Below are 13,867 nucleotides of genomic sequence, written 5' to 3'. Positions count from 1 at the left end.
ATCTCCTTCTCGCTTCGCGCGATTATTCTTCGATACGTAAGCCGTAGGTTTTGAATTTTTCCAGCACAATGGCTATTGCATCATCGTCAAGCGCCGGAACCGGGTCGACAATCGCTAGCGTACTGAGATAAAGCTGCGCCAGCACCTCAACCTCATGCGCCAGCCATAGCGCCTTTTCCAGGTTTTCTTCGCAGGCAATCAACCCATGATGCTGTAACAGCGTCGCTTTACGGTTTTTGAGGGCGACCGCAACATATTCAGACAGCTCGCGCGTGCCAAACGTCGCGTAAGGGGCGCAGGGAATGGAATTTCCTCCCGCTGCCGCAATCATGTAATGAATCGCGGGGATAGGTCGGTTCAGTATTGAGACTGCCGTACAGTGGACAGCATGGTTATGCACTACCGCATGAGCGTCCGGGCGAGTCTGGTAAGCAGCCATATGAAAACGCCATTCGCTGGAGGGCAGTTTCCCCTCTTCATGCTGGCCATCGGCATCAATATAAACAATGTGCGATTCGGTCAGCTTCTCGTAAGGGATCCCGGTCGGCGTAATCAGCATCCCACCTTGATAGCGCACGCTAACGTTACCAGCGGTTCCCTGATTCAGACCCAATCGAGTCATCTCCAGACAAGTATCAATAATTTGCCGCGCCAAAGTATTTCGTTCCATTCTTTACCTCTCTTAATGATTCAAACACGTCAACCGTTATTCTGTTGAATTAAGCCTGTATTTGCTCACTATCTTCATACTGGCGAGTAATAAAGAAATTCAGACGCGCTTATTTTGTGACTCCTATCAATTAATCAATGCGGTTATCTCCCCATGTACACTCATTGCCGCCATAGAAAATGACCGTAATAAGTAACATTTATCAAAACGGTCATTTTATTTTTCCGCGCTACAAATGACCGTTTCCGTCACAATAAATTAAATCGGTCATTCGCGCTGTGGTTTTTATTAATTTCCATCTCAAACGGGCATCGTTTTTTATAAATTAAAGTGACAGCAATCACATAAAGATATTCTCTAATAGTTAAGTGTGACCGCCATCATATTAAACAGCTTCATTTATCCGAAAATGCATCCATGAGTTCATTTCTGACCGCCAGATTAATACCGGCAAGCGTAGCGAACTCTTCTTTTTTAGGGTCTGAAAGCAACAATGACCACACTCTGACGCTTCTGAATCAACGAGGATGTTATGGGCAATACAACAATACAAACGCAGAGCTTTCGCGCGGTGGATGCAGGACAAAGCCGACGTTACATTATTCCTTTCGCTTTACTATGCTCACTCTTTTTTCTTTGGGCTGTCGCTAATAATCTTAATGACATTTTATTACCACAGTTCCAGCAAGCCTTTACGCTTTCGAACTTTCAGGCAGGCCTGATTCAATCCGCATTTTATTTCGGCTACTTTGTCATTCCCATCCCTGCCGGGATACTGATGAAGAAACTAAGTTATAAAGCTGGCATCATAACCGGACTATTCTTATATGCTATCGGCGCAGCATTATTCTGGCCCGCTGCTGAAATAATGAACTACACATTATTTTTGATTGGCCTATTTATTATCGCAGCTGGTTTAGGTTGTCTTGAGACGGCAGCAAACCCTTTCGTGACCGTACTCGGGCCAGAAAGTGGTGGTCATTTCCGTCTTAATCTGGCGCAAACCTTTAATTCTTTCGGGGCTATTATTGCAGTTGTCTTTGGACAAAGTCTTATTTTGTCTAACGTGCCACATCAATCTCAGGATGTGCTCGATAAGATGTCGCCAGAGCAGTTGACAACCTATAAGCACAGTCTGGTGCTTTCGGTGCAAACGCCTTACATGATCATTGTCGCCATTGTCTTAATCGTTGCGCTGCTGATCATGCTGACCAAATTCCCGGCGCTACAGAGTGATGATCACAGTGACAGTACCCAAAGCTCATTCTCCGCTTCACTTTCCCGCCTGATGCGGATTCGTCACTGGCGCTGGGCCGTACTGGCGCAGTTTTGTTATGTCGGCGCGCAAACGGCCTGCTGGAGCTATCTGATTCGTTACGCTATCGAAGAGATCCCCGGCATGACGCCCGGCTTCGCCGCCAACTATCTGACCGGCACGATGGTGTGCTTCTTTATCGGTCGCTTCTCCGGTACCTGGCTTATCAGCCGTTTCTCCCCGCACAAAGTGCTGGCGGCCTATGCACTGCTCGCCATGGTGCTGTGCCTGATCTCCGCTTTCACAGGAGGACATTTAGGCCTGCTGGCGCTGACGCTGTGTAGTGCATTTATGTCAATTCAGTACCCAACCATCTTCTCTCTGGGTATCAAAAATTTGGGTCAGGACACCAAATACGGTTCCTCTTTCATCGTCATGACCATCATCGGTGGCGGTATCGTCACGCCGGTCATGGGCTTTGTCAGCGACGCCGCAGGCAATATCCCCACCGCGGAGTTGGTTCCAGCAATCTGCTTCGCCGTTATCTTCATTTTTGCCCGTTTCCGTTCACAAACGGCAGCGAATTAAACACTTTTCCGAATAATGTGAGGAGTCTGTAATGAAAAAAATCAGCTTACCGAAAATTGGTATCCGCCCGGTGATTGATGGTCGTCGCATGGGCGTTCGAGAGTCACTGGAAGAGCAAACCATGAACATGGCGAAAGCCACCGCCGCGCTGCTGAGTGAGAAACTTCGCCACGCCTGCGGCGCACAAATTGAATGCGTGATCGCCGATAGTTGCATCGCGGGGATGGCAGAATCCGCCGCCTGTGAAGAGAAATTCAGCAGCCAGAACGTTGGCGTCACCATCACCGTTACGCCGTGCTGGTGCTACGGCAGCGAAACCATCGATATGGACCCGATGCGCCCGAAAGCTATCTGGGGCTTTAACGGTACAGAACGCCCTGGTGCCGTTTACCTCGCCGCGGCTCTGGCTGCGCACAGCCAGAAAGGTATCCCCGCCTTCTCCATTTACGGCCACGACGTACAGGATGCCGATGACACATCCATTCCTGCGGACGTCGAAGAAAAACTGTTGCGCTTCGCCCGGGCAGGCTTAGCCGTAGCCACCATGAAAGGCAAAAGCTACCTCTCCGTCGGCGGGGTATCAATGGGGATTGCAGGCTCCATCGTCGATCATAACTTCTTTGAATCCTGGCTCGGCATGAAAGTGCAGGCGGTGGATATGACCGAACTCCGCCGTCGTATCGACCAGAAAATTTATGATGAAACCGAGCTGGAAATGGCGCTGGCGTGGGCGGATAAAAACTTCCGCTATGGCGAAGACCAGAACGCGAAGCAGTACAAGCGCAATGAAGAGCAAAGCCGCGCGGTGCTGAAAGAGAGCCTGCTGATGGCGATGTGCATCCGCGACATGATGCAGGGTAACAACGCGCTGGCGGCAAAAGGGTTGGTTGAGGAGTCACTAGGCTACAATGCCATCGCGGCAGGCTTCCAGGGCCAGCGTCACTGGACCGATCAATACCCTAACGGCGATACCGCCGAAGCGCTGCTGAACAGCTCTTTTGACTGGAATGGCGTGCGTGAACCCTTTGTTGTCGCTACCGAAAATGACAGCCTGAACGGCGTTGCCATGTTGATGGGGCATCAGTTAACCGGCACCGCCCAGGTATTTGCTGACGTCCGTACCTACTGGTCGCCGGATGCCGTGAAACGCGTCACTGGCAAACCACTTACTGGCCTCGCCGAGCACGGCATCATCCACCTGATTAACTCGGGTTCTGCAGCGCTGGATGGCTCGTGTAAACAGCGTGACAGCAACGGCAAGCCAACGATGAAACCACACTGGGAGATCAGCCAGCAGGAGGCAGACGATTGCCTGGCTGCCACCGAGTGGTGCCCGGCTATCCATGAATATTTCCGTGGGGGCGGCTTCTCTTCCCGCTTCCTGACCGAAGGAGGTGTACCGTTCACCATGACCCGCGTGAATATCATCAAAGGTATTGGTCCGGTACTTCAAATCGCCGAAGGCTGGAGCGTTGAGCTGCCAAAAGAGATGCACGACCAGCTTGATGCCAGAACCAACTCCACCTGGCCTACCACCTGGTTTGCCCCACGCCTTACCGGCAAGGGTCCATTCTCAGACGTCTATTCCGTGATGGCGAACTGGGGCGCTAACCACGGCGTACTGACCATCGGCCACGTAGGCGCAGATTTTATTACCCTGGCGTCCATGCTGCGCATTCCGGTGTGCATGCATAACGTTGAAGAGGCGAAAATTTACCGTCCTTCCACCTGGTCTGCACACGGTATGGATATTGAAGGTCAGGATTATCGCGCCTGTCAGAACTATGGCCCGCTGTATAAACGTTAATTCGGCTTTGCCCGGTGGCACAAGCTTACCGGGCCTACGGGTGCGTGAACCGTAGGCCGGATAAGCGCTGCGCCATCCGGCGACGTTTATGGAGTTATATATGAAACAAGACGTTATCCTGGTTCTCGACTGCGGTGCCACCAACGTTCGGGCGATTGCCGTCAACAGGCAGGGAAAAATTGTCGCCCGCGCCGCCACCGCGAACGCCAGTGAGATGGCCGTCGAGAACAGCGCCTGGCACCAGTGGTCGCTGGAAGCCATTCTGCAGCGCTTTGCGGATTGCACGCAAAAGCTGAAAGCGGAACTATCTTCATGTCAGGTTCGGGGAATTACGGTCACCACCTTCGGCGTGGACGGCGCGCTGGTTGATGAACACGGCAAGCTACTCTACCCGGTGATCAGTTGGAAATGCCCGCGGACTGCAGCGGTCATGGAAAATATCGGTCGTTTAATACCTGCCCAACGGCTTCAGGCCATCTCTGGCGTTGGCGCGTTCTCGTTCAACACGCTGTACAAAATGGTCTGGATAAAAGAAAACCATCCACAGCTACTCGAACAAGCCCACGCCTGGCTATTTATTTCGTCGCTGATAAACCATCGCCTGACGGGCGAGTTCACCACCGATATCACCATGGCGGGAACCAGTCAGATGCTGGATATCCACCAGCAGGATTTCAGTGCGGAAATCCTTCAGGCAACCGGCCTGCCGCGTCGTCTGTTTCCACGGCTGGTTGAAGCGGGAGAGTATATTGGCACGCTGCAATCCGATGCGGCAAACCAGCTTGGTCTTCCCGCCGGTATTCCGGTTATCTCTGCCGGCCATGACACCCAATTTGCCCTGTTTGGCGCAGGCGCCGAGCAGGATGAACCGGTACTCTCGTCCGGTACCTGGGAAATCCTGATGGTCCGTAGCGCACAGGTGAATACGACGTTGCTCAGCCAGTACACGGGCTCAACCTGTGAGCTGGACAGTCGCCCCGGATTGTACAATCCCGGAATGCAGTGGCTGGCTTCCGGCGTCCTTGAATGGGTCCGCAAACTGCTGTGGACGGAAGATACGCCGTGGCAAACGCTCATTGAAGAGGCGCGATTCATTCCTGAAGGGGCAGAAGGCGTCACCATGCAGTGCGACCTGCTAGCTTGTCAAAATGCAGGCTGGCAGGGCGTCACCCTCAATACCACCCGCGGGCATTTTTACCGCGCTGCGCTGGAAGGTTTAACGCAGCAGCTTGCATGTAATCTCCAGACGCTGGAAAAAATTGGCCATTTCAATGCGACGGAGCTGCTGCTGGTCGGTGGCGGTAGCCGCAATACGCTGTGGAATCAGATTAAGGCCAACGTGCTCGATATTCCCATCAAGGTATTGGATGACGCTGAGACCACCGTAGCCGGTGCAGCCATGTTTGGCTGGTATGGCGTTGGGGAGTTTAGCAGCCCGGAACAGGCGAGAGCGCAGGTGAACTATCAATACCGTTATTTCTATCCACAAACAGAACCGGAACTTATGGAGAGAGTTTGAGATGCTAAAGACAATTTCACCGTTAATATCTCCTGAATTACTGAAGGTGATGGCTGAGATGGGGCACGGCGACGAGATTATTTTTTCCGATGCCCATTTCCCGGCGCACAGTATGGGGCCACAGGTGATTCGAGCCGATGGCCTGAAGGTTAGCGATCTTTTGGCGGCGATAATCCCGCTATTTGAACTCGACAGCTACGCGCCGCCGCTGGTGATGATGGCAGCCGTAGAAGGCGATTCCCTCGACCCAAGCGTTGAAGCGCGTTACCGCGACGCCCTTTCCCGGCAAACCCCTTGCCCGGAAATCTGCCGCATTGACCGCTTCGCGTTTTACGAACGGGCGCAAAAAGCCTTTGCGATCGTTATCACAGGTGAGTGCGCTAAGTACGGGAATATTCTTTTAAAAAAAGGGGTAACACCGTAATCTCATGCCGGGACGCCCGCCCGTTGCGGGCGTTTACCGAATGATGGGGTGAGAAAAATGAAAGCGGCACGCCAGCAAGCGATAATCGACCTGCTAATTCACCATAAGAGCCTGACGACTGAAGCATTATCGCTGGAACTTAACGTCAGCAAAGAGACCATCCGTCGCGACCTCAGCGATCTTCAGGCGCAAGGAAAGGTGTTGCGCAACCATGGCCGTGCAAAGTACATCCATCGTGAAAATCAGGACAGCGGCGATCCGTTTCATATCAGATTAAAGAGCCACTATGCGCATAAAGCAGATATCGCACGCGGCGCACTGGCCTGGATTGAAGAAGGAATGGTGATCGCGCTCGATGCCAGCTCAACCTGCTGGTATCTGGCTCGCCAGCTACCGGATATTAATATTCAGGTGTTTACCAACAGTCACCCAATCTGCCAGGAGCTTGGCAAACGAGAGCATATCCAGCTCATCAGTTCCGGCGGACAGCTTGAACGTAAATATGGCTGCTATGTGAATCCCTCACTCATCTCGCAGCTCAAACCCCTTGATATCGACCTGTTTATTTTTTCCTGTGAAGGCATCGACAGCACCGGCGCGCTGTGGGACTCAAATACCCTTAACGCCGATTTTAAATCGGTGCTGCTTAATCGCGCATCGCAGTCTTTGTTGCTGATTGATAAGAGTAAGTTTAATCGCTCGGGGGAAGCCCGAATTGGGCATCTGGATGATGTCACGCACATTGTGTCGGACAAAGATAGCGCGGAAACCTGGTAACGGTGTGGATGGTTTGAATCGATAACATAGCCCGGACAAGGCGTTTACGCCGCCCCCCGGGACAGACTTGAAGCTAACCCGGCGTCGCTGCGCTCGGCCGGGCTACAAACATTAACGTTCGTCGCGACGACCACCGACGGCGGCCCACAGACGACGCACGTGAACGGTCACCTCTTCACGGTCATGGTACAGCTGACGTGCCTGGATCTGGGCGTTAATCCCGTTCTCATCAAGCCTTGCCTGGATGTGCGCCAGGTTCTGCGACAGCTCTTCATAGCGCTTTTTCATCGGCAGCTTGAGGTTGAAGATGGTCTCACGACACCAGCCGTTCACCAGCCAATCGGCCATCAGAGACGCCACTTTAGCGGGCTTCTCAACCATGTCACACACCATCCACGAGATGTTGCTACGGGTTGGGCGATAGCGGAAGCCATCTTCGCGCAGCCAGGTCACCTGCCCGGTATCCATCAGGCTCTGCGCCATTGGGCCGTTATCCACGGAGGAGACCCACATGTTGCGCTTCACCAGCTGATAGGTCCAGCCGCCAGGGCAGGCCCCGAGATCGACCGCATACATACCGTTCGCCAGACGCTCGTCCCACTCGTCGGCAGGGATAAAGACGTGGAACGCCTCTTCCAGCTTCAGGGTTGAGCGGCTTGGGGCATCGGCCGGGAATTTCAGGCGCGGAATCCCCATGTAGAACGGCGAGTTGTTGTTGCTATAGGAGTACCCGGTATAGCAACAGCCGGGCGCGATAAAGAACACATGCACCACCGGGCGCTTGGTGGTCTCGTAAGGCGCCAGCACGTTGGCTTCACGCAGCGCAGCGCGCAGCGGCACGGTGAATTTGCGACAGAACTTCATCAGCTCTTTGCTTTCGTTGGTGTCTGCCACTTCAACGCGCAGATCGCCACCTTTCTCCACTACGCCCTGCAGCATGCCGACAACCGGGGTCACGCGGTCTTCGGCCGGTAAATCTTTCAGCAGTTCGCCCACCACAATCATCTGACGCGCAAACACCAGCGAGCTAAACGGCAGCTCGCGCGCCAGCTTGTCAGCGTCCCCTTCCTGATAGCATTCGAAAATCACATAGCCGGAGTTATCTTTAACGCGCGCAAAGCCAAACACTTCGCGGCGACCGGCTTTATCGGTAATTTCCGCAGCACACTCTTTCTCAAACCCAGGGCGGCAATACAGCACAACCTTATTCATGAACAACACCCTTACGCTTAAGTCGAATCGCACCAATCAACATCAAAACCCAACCGGCAAGGAAGCTGACGCCGCCTACCGGGGTAACATACGCCCACAGGCGTAAATGGGAGAGCGCGAGGCAGTACAGGCTACCGCTGAACATCACGGTGCCTAGCGCCAGAAACACGCTGCTCCAGTAGAACCAGATACTAATGCGGCGCTGCATCGCCACCGCCAGTCCGAAAATCGCCAGGGTGTGGAACGCCTGATACTCCAGGCCGGTCTGGATCCAGCCCATTTCCACAACGCCCAACGATTTACTCAGCACGTGTGCGCCAAACGCGCCCAGTGCGACAAAGATAAAGCCGCTGATAGCGGCAAAAATCAGCATAAAACGGCTGGTCATGGTATTACCCTAAATTCATTTATTGTTCGTAACGGAAACGGAACGTTTCTTGTTCATGGGCCGCTTTCGCCAGTATCCACTGTCGAAAGGCCGCTATTTTACCCAGTTCAGCCTGACTGTCATGACAAACCAGATAAAACGCATTCTTACTGACCAGAACATCATTAAACGGGCACACCAGACGGCCTGCCTCAATTTCAGACTGCGCCATCACGTTATTCGCGAGCGCAACCCCCTGTCCGTGGATGGCAGCCTGTAGCACCATGGCGCTATGGCTGAAGATCGGTCCCTGTTGTACGTTGATATGGGTGAGCCCCAGCTGGCGCGTATACGTTTGCCAGTCGCGGCGGGAAGCATCGTGCAGCAGCGTGTGCTTGGCCAGATCGGCGGGCGTTTTTAACGCTTTCTCACCGGTCAGCAGCAGCGGGGAACAGACGGGGAGCAGATACTCGGCGTACAGCTTTTCCACGCGTAACCCCGGCCAGTTGCCGCGACCATAAAAAATCGCGACGTCTACGTCGTCCGCAAGCTTATCTTCCTGGCGGTCTACGGCCTGGATTCTGACATCAATTCCCGGATAAGCTGAGTTAAAGCTTGAGAGACGCGGCACCAGCCACTGAATCGCAAAACTGGGCAATAAACTGACGGTTAACGCCCCTTTCGCGCTTCGTGCCTGTAGTTTACGCGTTGCCTCTGTTAATTGCGAAAAGATCTCTTTGATATCCTGAAAATAGCTCTGTCCTTCTTCGGTCAGAAGCAGAGAACGGTTGCGCCGCCGGAACAGCTTCAGCCCCAGGAAATCCTCAAGAGACTTGATTTGGTGGCTTACTGCGGCCTGCGTCACAAAAAGCTCATCGGCCGCGCGCGTGAAGCTTAAATGGCGTGCGGCAGCATCAAATACACGTAATGCATTAAGAGGTGGCAAACGCTTTGACATGGTCCCAGAACTCAATTGTTAACTGAATTTAACAAATAGGAAACAACAGTTAACCTATTAGTTTTTTTTATCTGAGCCATTATAATTTGTCCGTTGAGCTTCTACCAGCAAATACCTATCATGGCGGCACTTCCTGAGCCGGAACGAGAAGCTTTTTTTGGAATGCGTGTTCTGAAGGGCTTTTGGCTTACGGTTGTGATGTTGTGTTGTTGTGTTTGCAATTGGTCTGCAATTCAGATCACGGTAGCAAAGCTACCCTTTTTCACTTCCTGTACATTTACCCTGTCTGTCCATAGTGATTAATGTAGCACCGCCTATTTGCGGTGCTTTTTTTTGCCTCAAATTCCCCCGAACCGCTCGTCAAAGTTGAAAGCCGGGCAAAATTGCGCGACGATCTCCTTATTGATATGAGGAATTTCATGAACGCCTTCTCCCCCGCGCACTTTTGCGCCCAGTTTCCCGCCCTGCACGATGCCGGGGTGTACCTTGATAGCGCCGCCACCGCGTTAAAACCGCAGGCGGTTATTGAGGCGACGACAAATTTCTACTCGCTGAGCGCGGGTAACGTCCATCGCAGCCAGTTTGCCGAAGCACAGCGCCTGACCGCGCGCTATGAGGCCGCCCGCGACCAGGTCGCCGGTTGGCTCAATGCGCCGAGCGGCAAGGATATCGTCTGGACGCGCGGTACCACCGAAGCCATTAATATGGTGGCCCAGTGCTACGCGCGCCCACGCCTGCAGCCGGGCGATGAAATCATCGTCAGCACCGCCGAGCATCACGCCAACCTGGTGCCATGGCTGATGGTCGCCCAACAGACCGGCGCGAACATCGTCCAGCTACCGCTGGGCGCTGACCGTCTACCCGACGTTGAACAACTCACCGCGCTGATTAGCCCACGCAGCCGCATTCTGGCGCTGGGGCAGATGTCCAACGTCACCGGCGGTTGTCCGAATCTGGCCCGTGCCATCACCCTCGCCCATCAGGCGAATATGGTGGTAATGGTCGATGGCGCACAGGGTGCCGTCCACTTCCCGGCGGACGTGCAGGCGCTGGATATCGACTTCTACGCCTTCTCCGGCCATAAGCTTTACGGGCCAACCGGTATCGGTGCGCTGTATGGTAAAAGCGAACTGCTCGATGCCATGACCCCGTGGCTCGGCGGCGGCAAGATGATAAGCGAGGTGACTTTCGATGGCTTCACCACGCAGTCGGTGCCCTACCGCCTGGAAGCGGGGACACCAAACGTTGCCGGGGTAATTGGCCTGAGCGCAGCGCTGGAGTGGCTGTCCGAAATTGACATGGTACAGGCCGAATCCTGGAGTCGTGGCCTGGCGACGCTTGCGGAGGAAGAACTGGCAAAACGACCGGGCTTCCGCTCCTTCCGCTGCCAGGACTCCAGCCTGCTGGCCTTTGATTTTGCGGGCGTTCACCACAGCGATATGGTGACGCTGCTGGCGGAATACGGTATTGCGCTACGCGCCGGTCAGCACTGCGCTCAGCCGCTGCTCGCGGCGATGGGCGTGAGCGGCACGCTGCGCGCCTCGTTTGCCCCTTACAATACGCAGGACGACGTACAGGCACTGGTCAGCGCCGTCGATCGTGCGCTCGAACTTCTGGTGGATTAATGACGACGACTTCACTCTCCGAGCACCCGTTCGGCACCCGCGTAACGCCTGAGACGTTGCGCCAGCAGTTCGCGGCGCTGTCGCAATGGGAAGAGAAATACCGCCAGCTGATCCTGTTAGGGAAACAGCTTCCGGCACTGTCGGACGAGCTTAAAGCGCAGGCACGCGAGATCCCCGGCTGCGAAAACCGCGTCTGGCTGGGCTACACTCAGGCGTCAGACGGGGCGCTGCATTTCTTTGGCGATAGCGAAGGAAGGATTGTACGCGGCCTGCTGGCGGTGCTGCTGACGGCAGCGGAAGGCAAGCAGCCGGCAGAGATTCTGGCAAACGATCCGCTCAACCTGTTCGATGAACTGGGGCTGCGCGGTCAACTTAGCGCCTCGCGCACCCAGGGCCTGACGGCCCTAAGTGAGGCGATGGTGGAAGCCGCGCGTCAGGCGCTGGCCTGACGCTCCGCCTTCGCGAGCATTTTCTTCAACGCATGGGACACCGCCACGAAGCCAAAGGTGGCGGTGACCATAGTCGCTGCGCCAAACCCGGCGGCACAGTCCATGCGCTTCGGCCCTTCCGCCGTGCTTTTCATCGCACAGACCGAACCGTCCGCCTGCGGGTACACCAGCGCTTCGGTTGAGAAGACGCAGTCCACGCCGAGCTTGCCTTTGCTGTTCTTCACCACGCCAAAATCGCTTTTCAGCCGCTCGCGCAGCTTCGCCGCCAGCGGGTCCTGAATGGTTTTCGCGAGGTCACTCACCTGAATCTGCGTCGGGTCAATCTGCCCGCCCGCGCCGCCGGTGGTAATCAGCGGTACCTTATAACGACGACAGTAGGCAATCAGCGCCGCTTTCGGGCGAATGCTGTCGATAGCATCCACCACGTAGCTGTAGCCCGCGCCCATGTACTCAGCGACGTTATCCGGCGTGACGAAATCGTCCACCACGGTGACGCGACATTCGGGGTTAATCTGCCGGATACGTTCGGCCATCACTTCCGCTTTCGCCAGCCCGACGTTACCACCAAGGGCGTGAATCTGACGGTTGGTGTTGGTAACGCAGACGTCATCCATATCGATAAGCGTGATCGCACCAATACCGGTACGCGCCAACGCTTCCGCCGCCCAGCTACCTACGCCGCCGATACCGACCACGCACACGTGCGCGTCAGCAAAAACCTGCAGCGCTTTTTCACCGTACAAACGTGCCGTGCCGCCAAAACGCTGGCGCCAGGCGTCACTGATAACCACAGACATAAAACCTCAAATTCATTGATATCGAGCATTCCCGGCGTCGCGTTGCTCGGCCGGGCTACAAGACTTAACCGCTAAACACATTCCCGCCGTTGGACGCTGTTTTCAGCACCCATACGCGGCCGTAGTGATTATACCAGCCTGCGCGATGCCCGGCATCCGGGCCGATGCCCTGGTAGATGTCGAAGTGCTGGCCTTTAATCGCGCCGCCGACGTCCAGCGCCACCATCAGGCGCAGCTCGTACTGGCCGTTAAACTTACCGTTATTGTCGAGCTGCGGCACTTCAGCCAGCAGCGTGGTGCCCGGCGGAATAATGCTGCGGTCAGACGCCACGGAGGCGCGGCCAATCAGCGGTACGGCGCTAGCGCCTTTCACCGGGGCAAACGACTGCGGTTTAAAGAAGACAAACGACGGGTTCTGCTCCAGCAGTTCACGGACTTCCGCTTCGCTGTGGGTTTCGCCCCAGTGGCGGATCGCTTGCATCGACATATCTTCGCGCTTCACTTCGCCGCGGTCGATCAGCACCTTACCGATGCTTTTATATGCCCAGCCGTTTTTGCCCGCGTAGCTAAAGAAGTTCAGCGGAGAACCATCACCGAAATCAATATAACCGCTGCCCTGCACGTCCATGATGAAGTTATCCATCAGTGAATTGCTGTAGGCCAGGATGTAGTTATCGCTCAGCCCACCGGCATAAATACTGGCACGAGACGGCAGCTTGCCGCGTTTTGGTGGCATGCGGTAGATAGGGTACTGGAATTCGCCCTGACGCGTATGGCGCGCCTGGACAACCGGCGTGTAGTAACCGGTAAACTGCACGTTGCCGTAGTTGTCGGTCCCTTCCATCTGCCAGGCATCAATGCCGTACTGGCGCATGGTACGGGTATCGCCACCGGCCAGCAGCCACTGCTGCACGGCGCTATAAAGGTTGCTCTGGTTGCCGTAAAGGCGCGGAGAGGCGTTACGAATCTCATTTAACTGCTGCGCAAAGTCGCCCGCGTTAATTGGCGCGCCGACGGCATCAGGTTGATTCACGAGTGAGAAAGGCTGGGTGAGTTTCCCGTCTTTATACTGTTGACCGCGATCGGTCGGTTTTGACGAACAGGCGGCTAGCATTGCCAGCAGTGCGCCCGTTGCCACATATTTGGCCCAACGTCCTTTCATGGTATTTTGTATTCCGCATAGTCGAAAGTGCCCGGTGAAGATAACAAACCCCCAGGGGTATTGAAATGCGAACACGACCCACGGTAACCAATTCGCACAAAAAAAGCGCAAATTGCGTCGTATGCGTACAAGTTATAAAAAAATGAGTGATTTGCCACAAAAATGGTTGCAACAAATGCTCAGCAGAGTATAGTGCGCATCCACGGACGCGGGGTGGAGCAGCCTGGTAGCTCGTCGGGCTCATAACCCGAAGGTCG

The 13,867-nt window shown here is 54.8% G+C and carries 13 protein-coding genes; 7 read left to right on the top strand and 6 right to left on the bottom strand.

Annotated elements, in window-relative coordinates:
• Nucleotides 1-22 precede the first annotated feature (22 nt).
• A complete protein-coding gene (fucA, locus tag V6944_RS10295; RefSeq protein ID WP_333498879.1) occupies nt 23-670 on the bottom strand; it encodes an L-fuculose-phosphate aldolase in 648 nt (215 codons plus the stop codon).
• A gap of 532 nt (nt 671-1,202) precedes the next feature.
• Here fucA and fucP point away from each other — a divergent pair.
• The 5 genes from fucP to fucR all read left to right on the top strand — a co-directional run bounded on the left by fucP (nt 1,203) and on the right by fucR (nt 7,040).
• Complete coding sequence (gene fucP, locus V6944_RS10290) at nt 1,203-2,513, top strand: L-fucose:H+ symporter permease (protein WP_333498878.1); 1,311 nt, start codon at nt 1,203-1,205, stop codon at nt 2,511-2,513.
• A gap of 31 nt (nt 2,514-2,544) precedes the next feature.
• Entirely contained in the window at nt 2,545-4,320 is a 1,776-nt protein-coding gene (gene fucI / locus V6944_RS10285; RefSeq protein ID WP_333498877.1) for an L-fucose isomerase, read from the top strand.
• A gap of 100 nt (nt 4,321-4,420) precedes the next feature.
• Nucleotides 4,421-5,839, top strand: a complete 1,419-nt coding sequence (gene fucK / locus V6944_RS10280) for an L-fuculokinase (RefSeq protein ID WP_333498876.1) — start codon at nt 4,421-4,423, stop codon at nt 5,837-5,839.
• A 1-nt stretch (nt 5,840) separates the two neighbouring features.
• Nucleotides 5,841-6,263, top strand: a complete 423-nt coding sequence (gene fucU, locus V6944_RS10275; RefSeq protein ID WP_333498875.1) for an L-fucose mutarotase — start codon at nt 5,841-5,843, stop codon at nt 6,261-6,263.
• 57 nt (nt 6,264-6,320) lie between these two features.
• Nucleotides 6,321-7,040, top strand: coding sequence for an L-fucose operon activator (gene fucR / locus V6944_RS10270; RefSeq protein ID WP_333498874.1), 720 nt, complete (start codon nt 6,321-6,323; stop codon nt 7,038-7,040).
• Between the two features lie 111 nt (nt 7,041-7,151).
• Here the strand turns inward: fucR and rlmM are convergent, their stop codons facing one another.
• The 3 genes from rlmM to gcvA are packed head-to-tail and all read right to left on the bottom strand — an operon-like array spanning nt 7,152 to nt 9,577.
• A complete protein-coding gene (gene rlmM, locus V6944_RS10265) occupies nt 7,152-8,252 on the bottom strand; it encodes a 23S rRNA (cytidine(2498)-2'-O)-methyltransferase RlmM (RefSeq protein WP_333496639.1) in 1,101 nt (366 codons plus the stop codon).
• Nucleotides 8,245-8,640, bottom strand: coding sequence for a DUF423 domain-containing protein (locus V6944_RS10260; RefSeq protein WP_123650616.1), 396 nt, complete (start codon nt 8,638-8,640; stop codon nt 8,245-8,247). The genes rlmM and V6944_RS10260 overlap by 8 nt, the downstream gene beginning before the upstream one ends.
• A 19-nt stretch (nt 8,641-8,659) precedes the next feature.
• Entirely contained in the window at nt 8,660-9,577 is a 918-nt protein-coding gene (gene gcvA, locus V6944_RS10255; RefSeq protein WP_185667985.1) for a glycine cleavage system transcriptional regulator GcvA, read from the bottom strand.
• A gap of 419 nt (nt 9,578-9,996) precedes the next feature.
• On the opposite strand from gcvA, the gene csdA reads away from it, so the two are divergent.
• Both csdA and csdE read left to right on the top strand, forming a co-directional pair.
• Entirely contained in the window at nt 9,997-11,202 is a 1,206-nt protein-coding gene (gene csdA, locus V6944_RS10250; RefSeq protein ID WP_333498873.1) for a cysteine desulfurase CsdA, read from the top strand.
• On the top strand, nt 11,202-11,651 hold the full coding sequence (gene csdE / locus V6944_RS10245) for a cysteine desulfurase sulfur acceptor subunit CsdE (protein WP_333498872.1): 450 nt from the start codon (nt 11,202-11,204) through the stop codon (nt 11,649-11,651). Before csdA ends, csdE begins: the two co-directional genes overlap by 1 nt.
• Here csdE and tcdA read toward each other — a convergent pair.
• Together tcdA and mltA are read right to left on the bottom strand one after the other, a co-directional pair.
• On the bottom strand, nt 11,636-12,448 hold the full coding sequence (gene tcdA / locus V6944_RS10240) for a tRNA cyclic N6-threonylcarbamoyladenosine(37) synthase TcdA (RefSeq protein ID WP_333496635.1): 813 nt from the start codon (nt 12,446-12,448) through the stop codon (nt 11,636-11,638). The two genes, csdE and tcdA, sit on opposite strands and share 16 nt — an antisense overlap.
• A gap of 64 nt (nt 12,449-12,512) precedes the next feature.
• Nucleotides 12,513-13,610, bottom strand: coding sequence for a murein transglycosylase A (gene mltA / locus V6944_RS10235; protein ID WP_333498871.1), 1,098 nt, complete (start codon nt 13,608-13,610; stop codon nt 12,513-12,515).
• Nucleotides 13,611-13,867: the final 257 nt, after the last annotated feature.

Source organism: Kluyvera sp. CHPC 1.2972 (genome assembly GCF_036759925.1).
GTDB lineage: Bacteria > Pseudomonadota > Gammaproteobacteria > Enterobacterales > Enterobacteriaceae > Kluyvera.
This window is presented reverse-complemented; position numbering and strand designations above follow the sequence as displayed.

Bases quoted from the DNA above. Each gene is read 5' to 3' on its own strand.
- mltA (WP_333498871.1), bottom strand. From the start codon at position 13,610: ATGAAAGGACGTTGGGCCAAATATGTGGCAACGGGCGCACTGCTGGCA.
- fucU (WP_333498875.1), top strand. From the start codon at position 5,841: ATGCTAAAGACAATTTCACCGTTAATATCTCCTGAATTACTGAAGGTG.
- fucI (WP_333498877.1), top strand. From the start codon at position 2,545: ATGAAAAAAATCAGCTTACCGAAAATTGGTATCCGCCCGGTGATTGAT.
- rlmM (WP_333496639.1), bottom strand. From the start codon at position 8,252: ATGAATAAGGTTGTGCTGTATTGCCGCCCTGGGTTTGAGAAAGAGTGT.
- fucP (WP_333498878.1), top strand. From the start codon at position 1,203: ATGGGCAATACAACAATACAAACGCAGAGCTTTCGCGCGGTGGATGCA.
- csdE (WP_333498872.1), top strand. From the start codon at position 11,202: ATGACGACGACTTCACTCTCCGAGCACCCGTTCGGCACCCGCGTAACG.
- fucR (WP_333498874.1), top strand. From the start codon at position 6,321: ATGAAAGCGGCACGCCAGCAAGCGATAATCGACCTGCTAATTCACCAT.
- gcvA (WP_185667985.1), bottom strand. From the start codon at position 9,577: ATGTCAAAGCGTTTGCCACCTCTTAATGCATTACGTGTATTTGATGCT.
- csdA (WP_333498873.1), top strand. From the start codon at position 9,997: ATGAACGCCTTCTCCCCCGCGCACTTTTGCGCCCAGTTTCCCGCCCTG.
- fucK (WP_333498876.1), top strand. From the start codon at position 4,421: ATGAAACAAGACGTTATCCTGGTTCTCGACTGCGGTGCCACCAACGTT.
- V6944_RS10260 (WP_123650616.1), bottom strand. From the start codon at position 8,640: ATGACCAGCCGTTTTATGCTGATTTTTGCCGCTATCAGCGGCTTTATC.
- tcdA (WP_333496635.1), bottom strand. From the start codon at position 12,448: ATGTCTGTGGTTATCAGTGACGCCTGGCGCCAGCGTTTTGGCGGCACG.
- fucA (WP_333498879.1), bottom strand. From the start codon at position 670: ATGGAACGAAATACTTTGGCGCGGCAAATTATTGATACTTGTCTGGAG.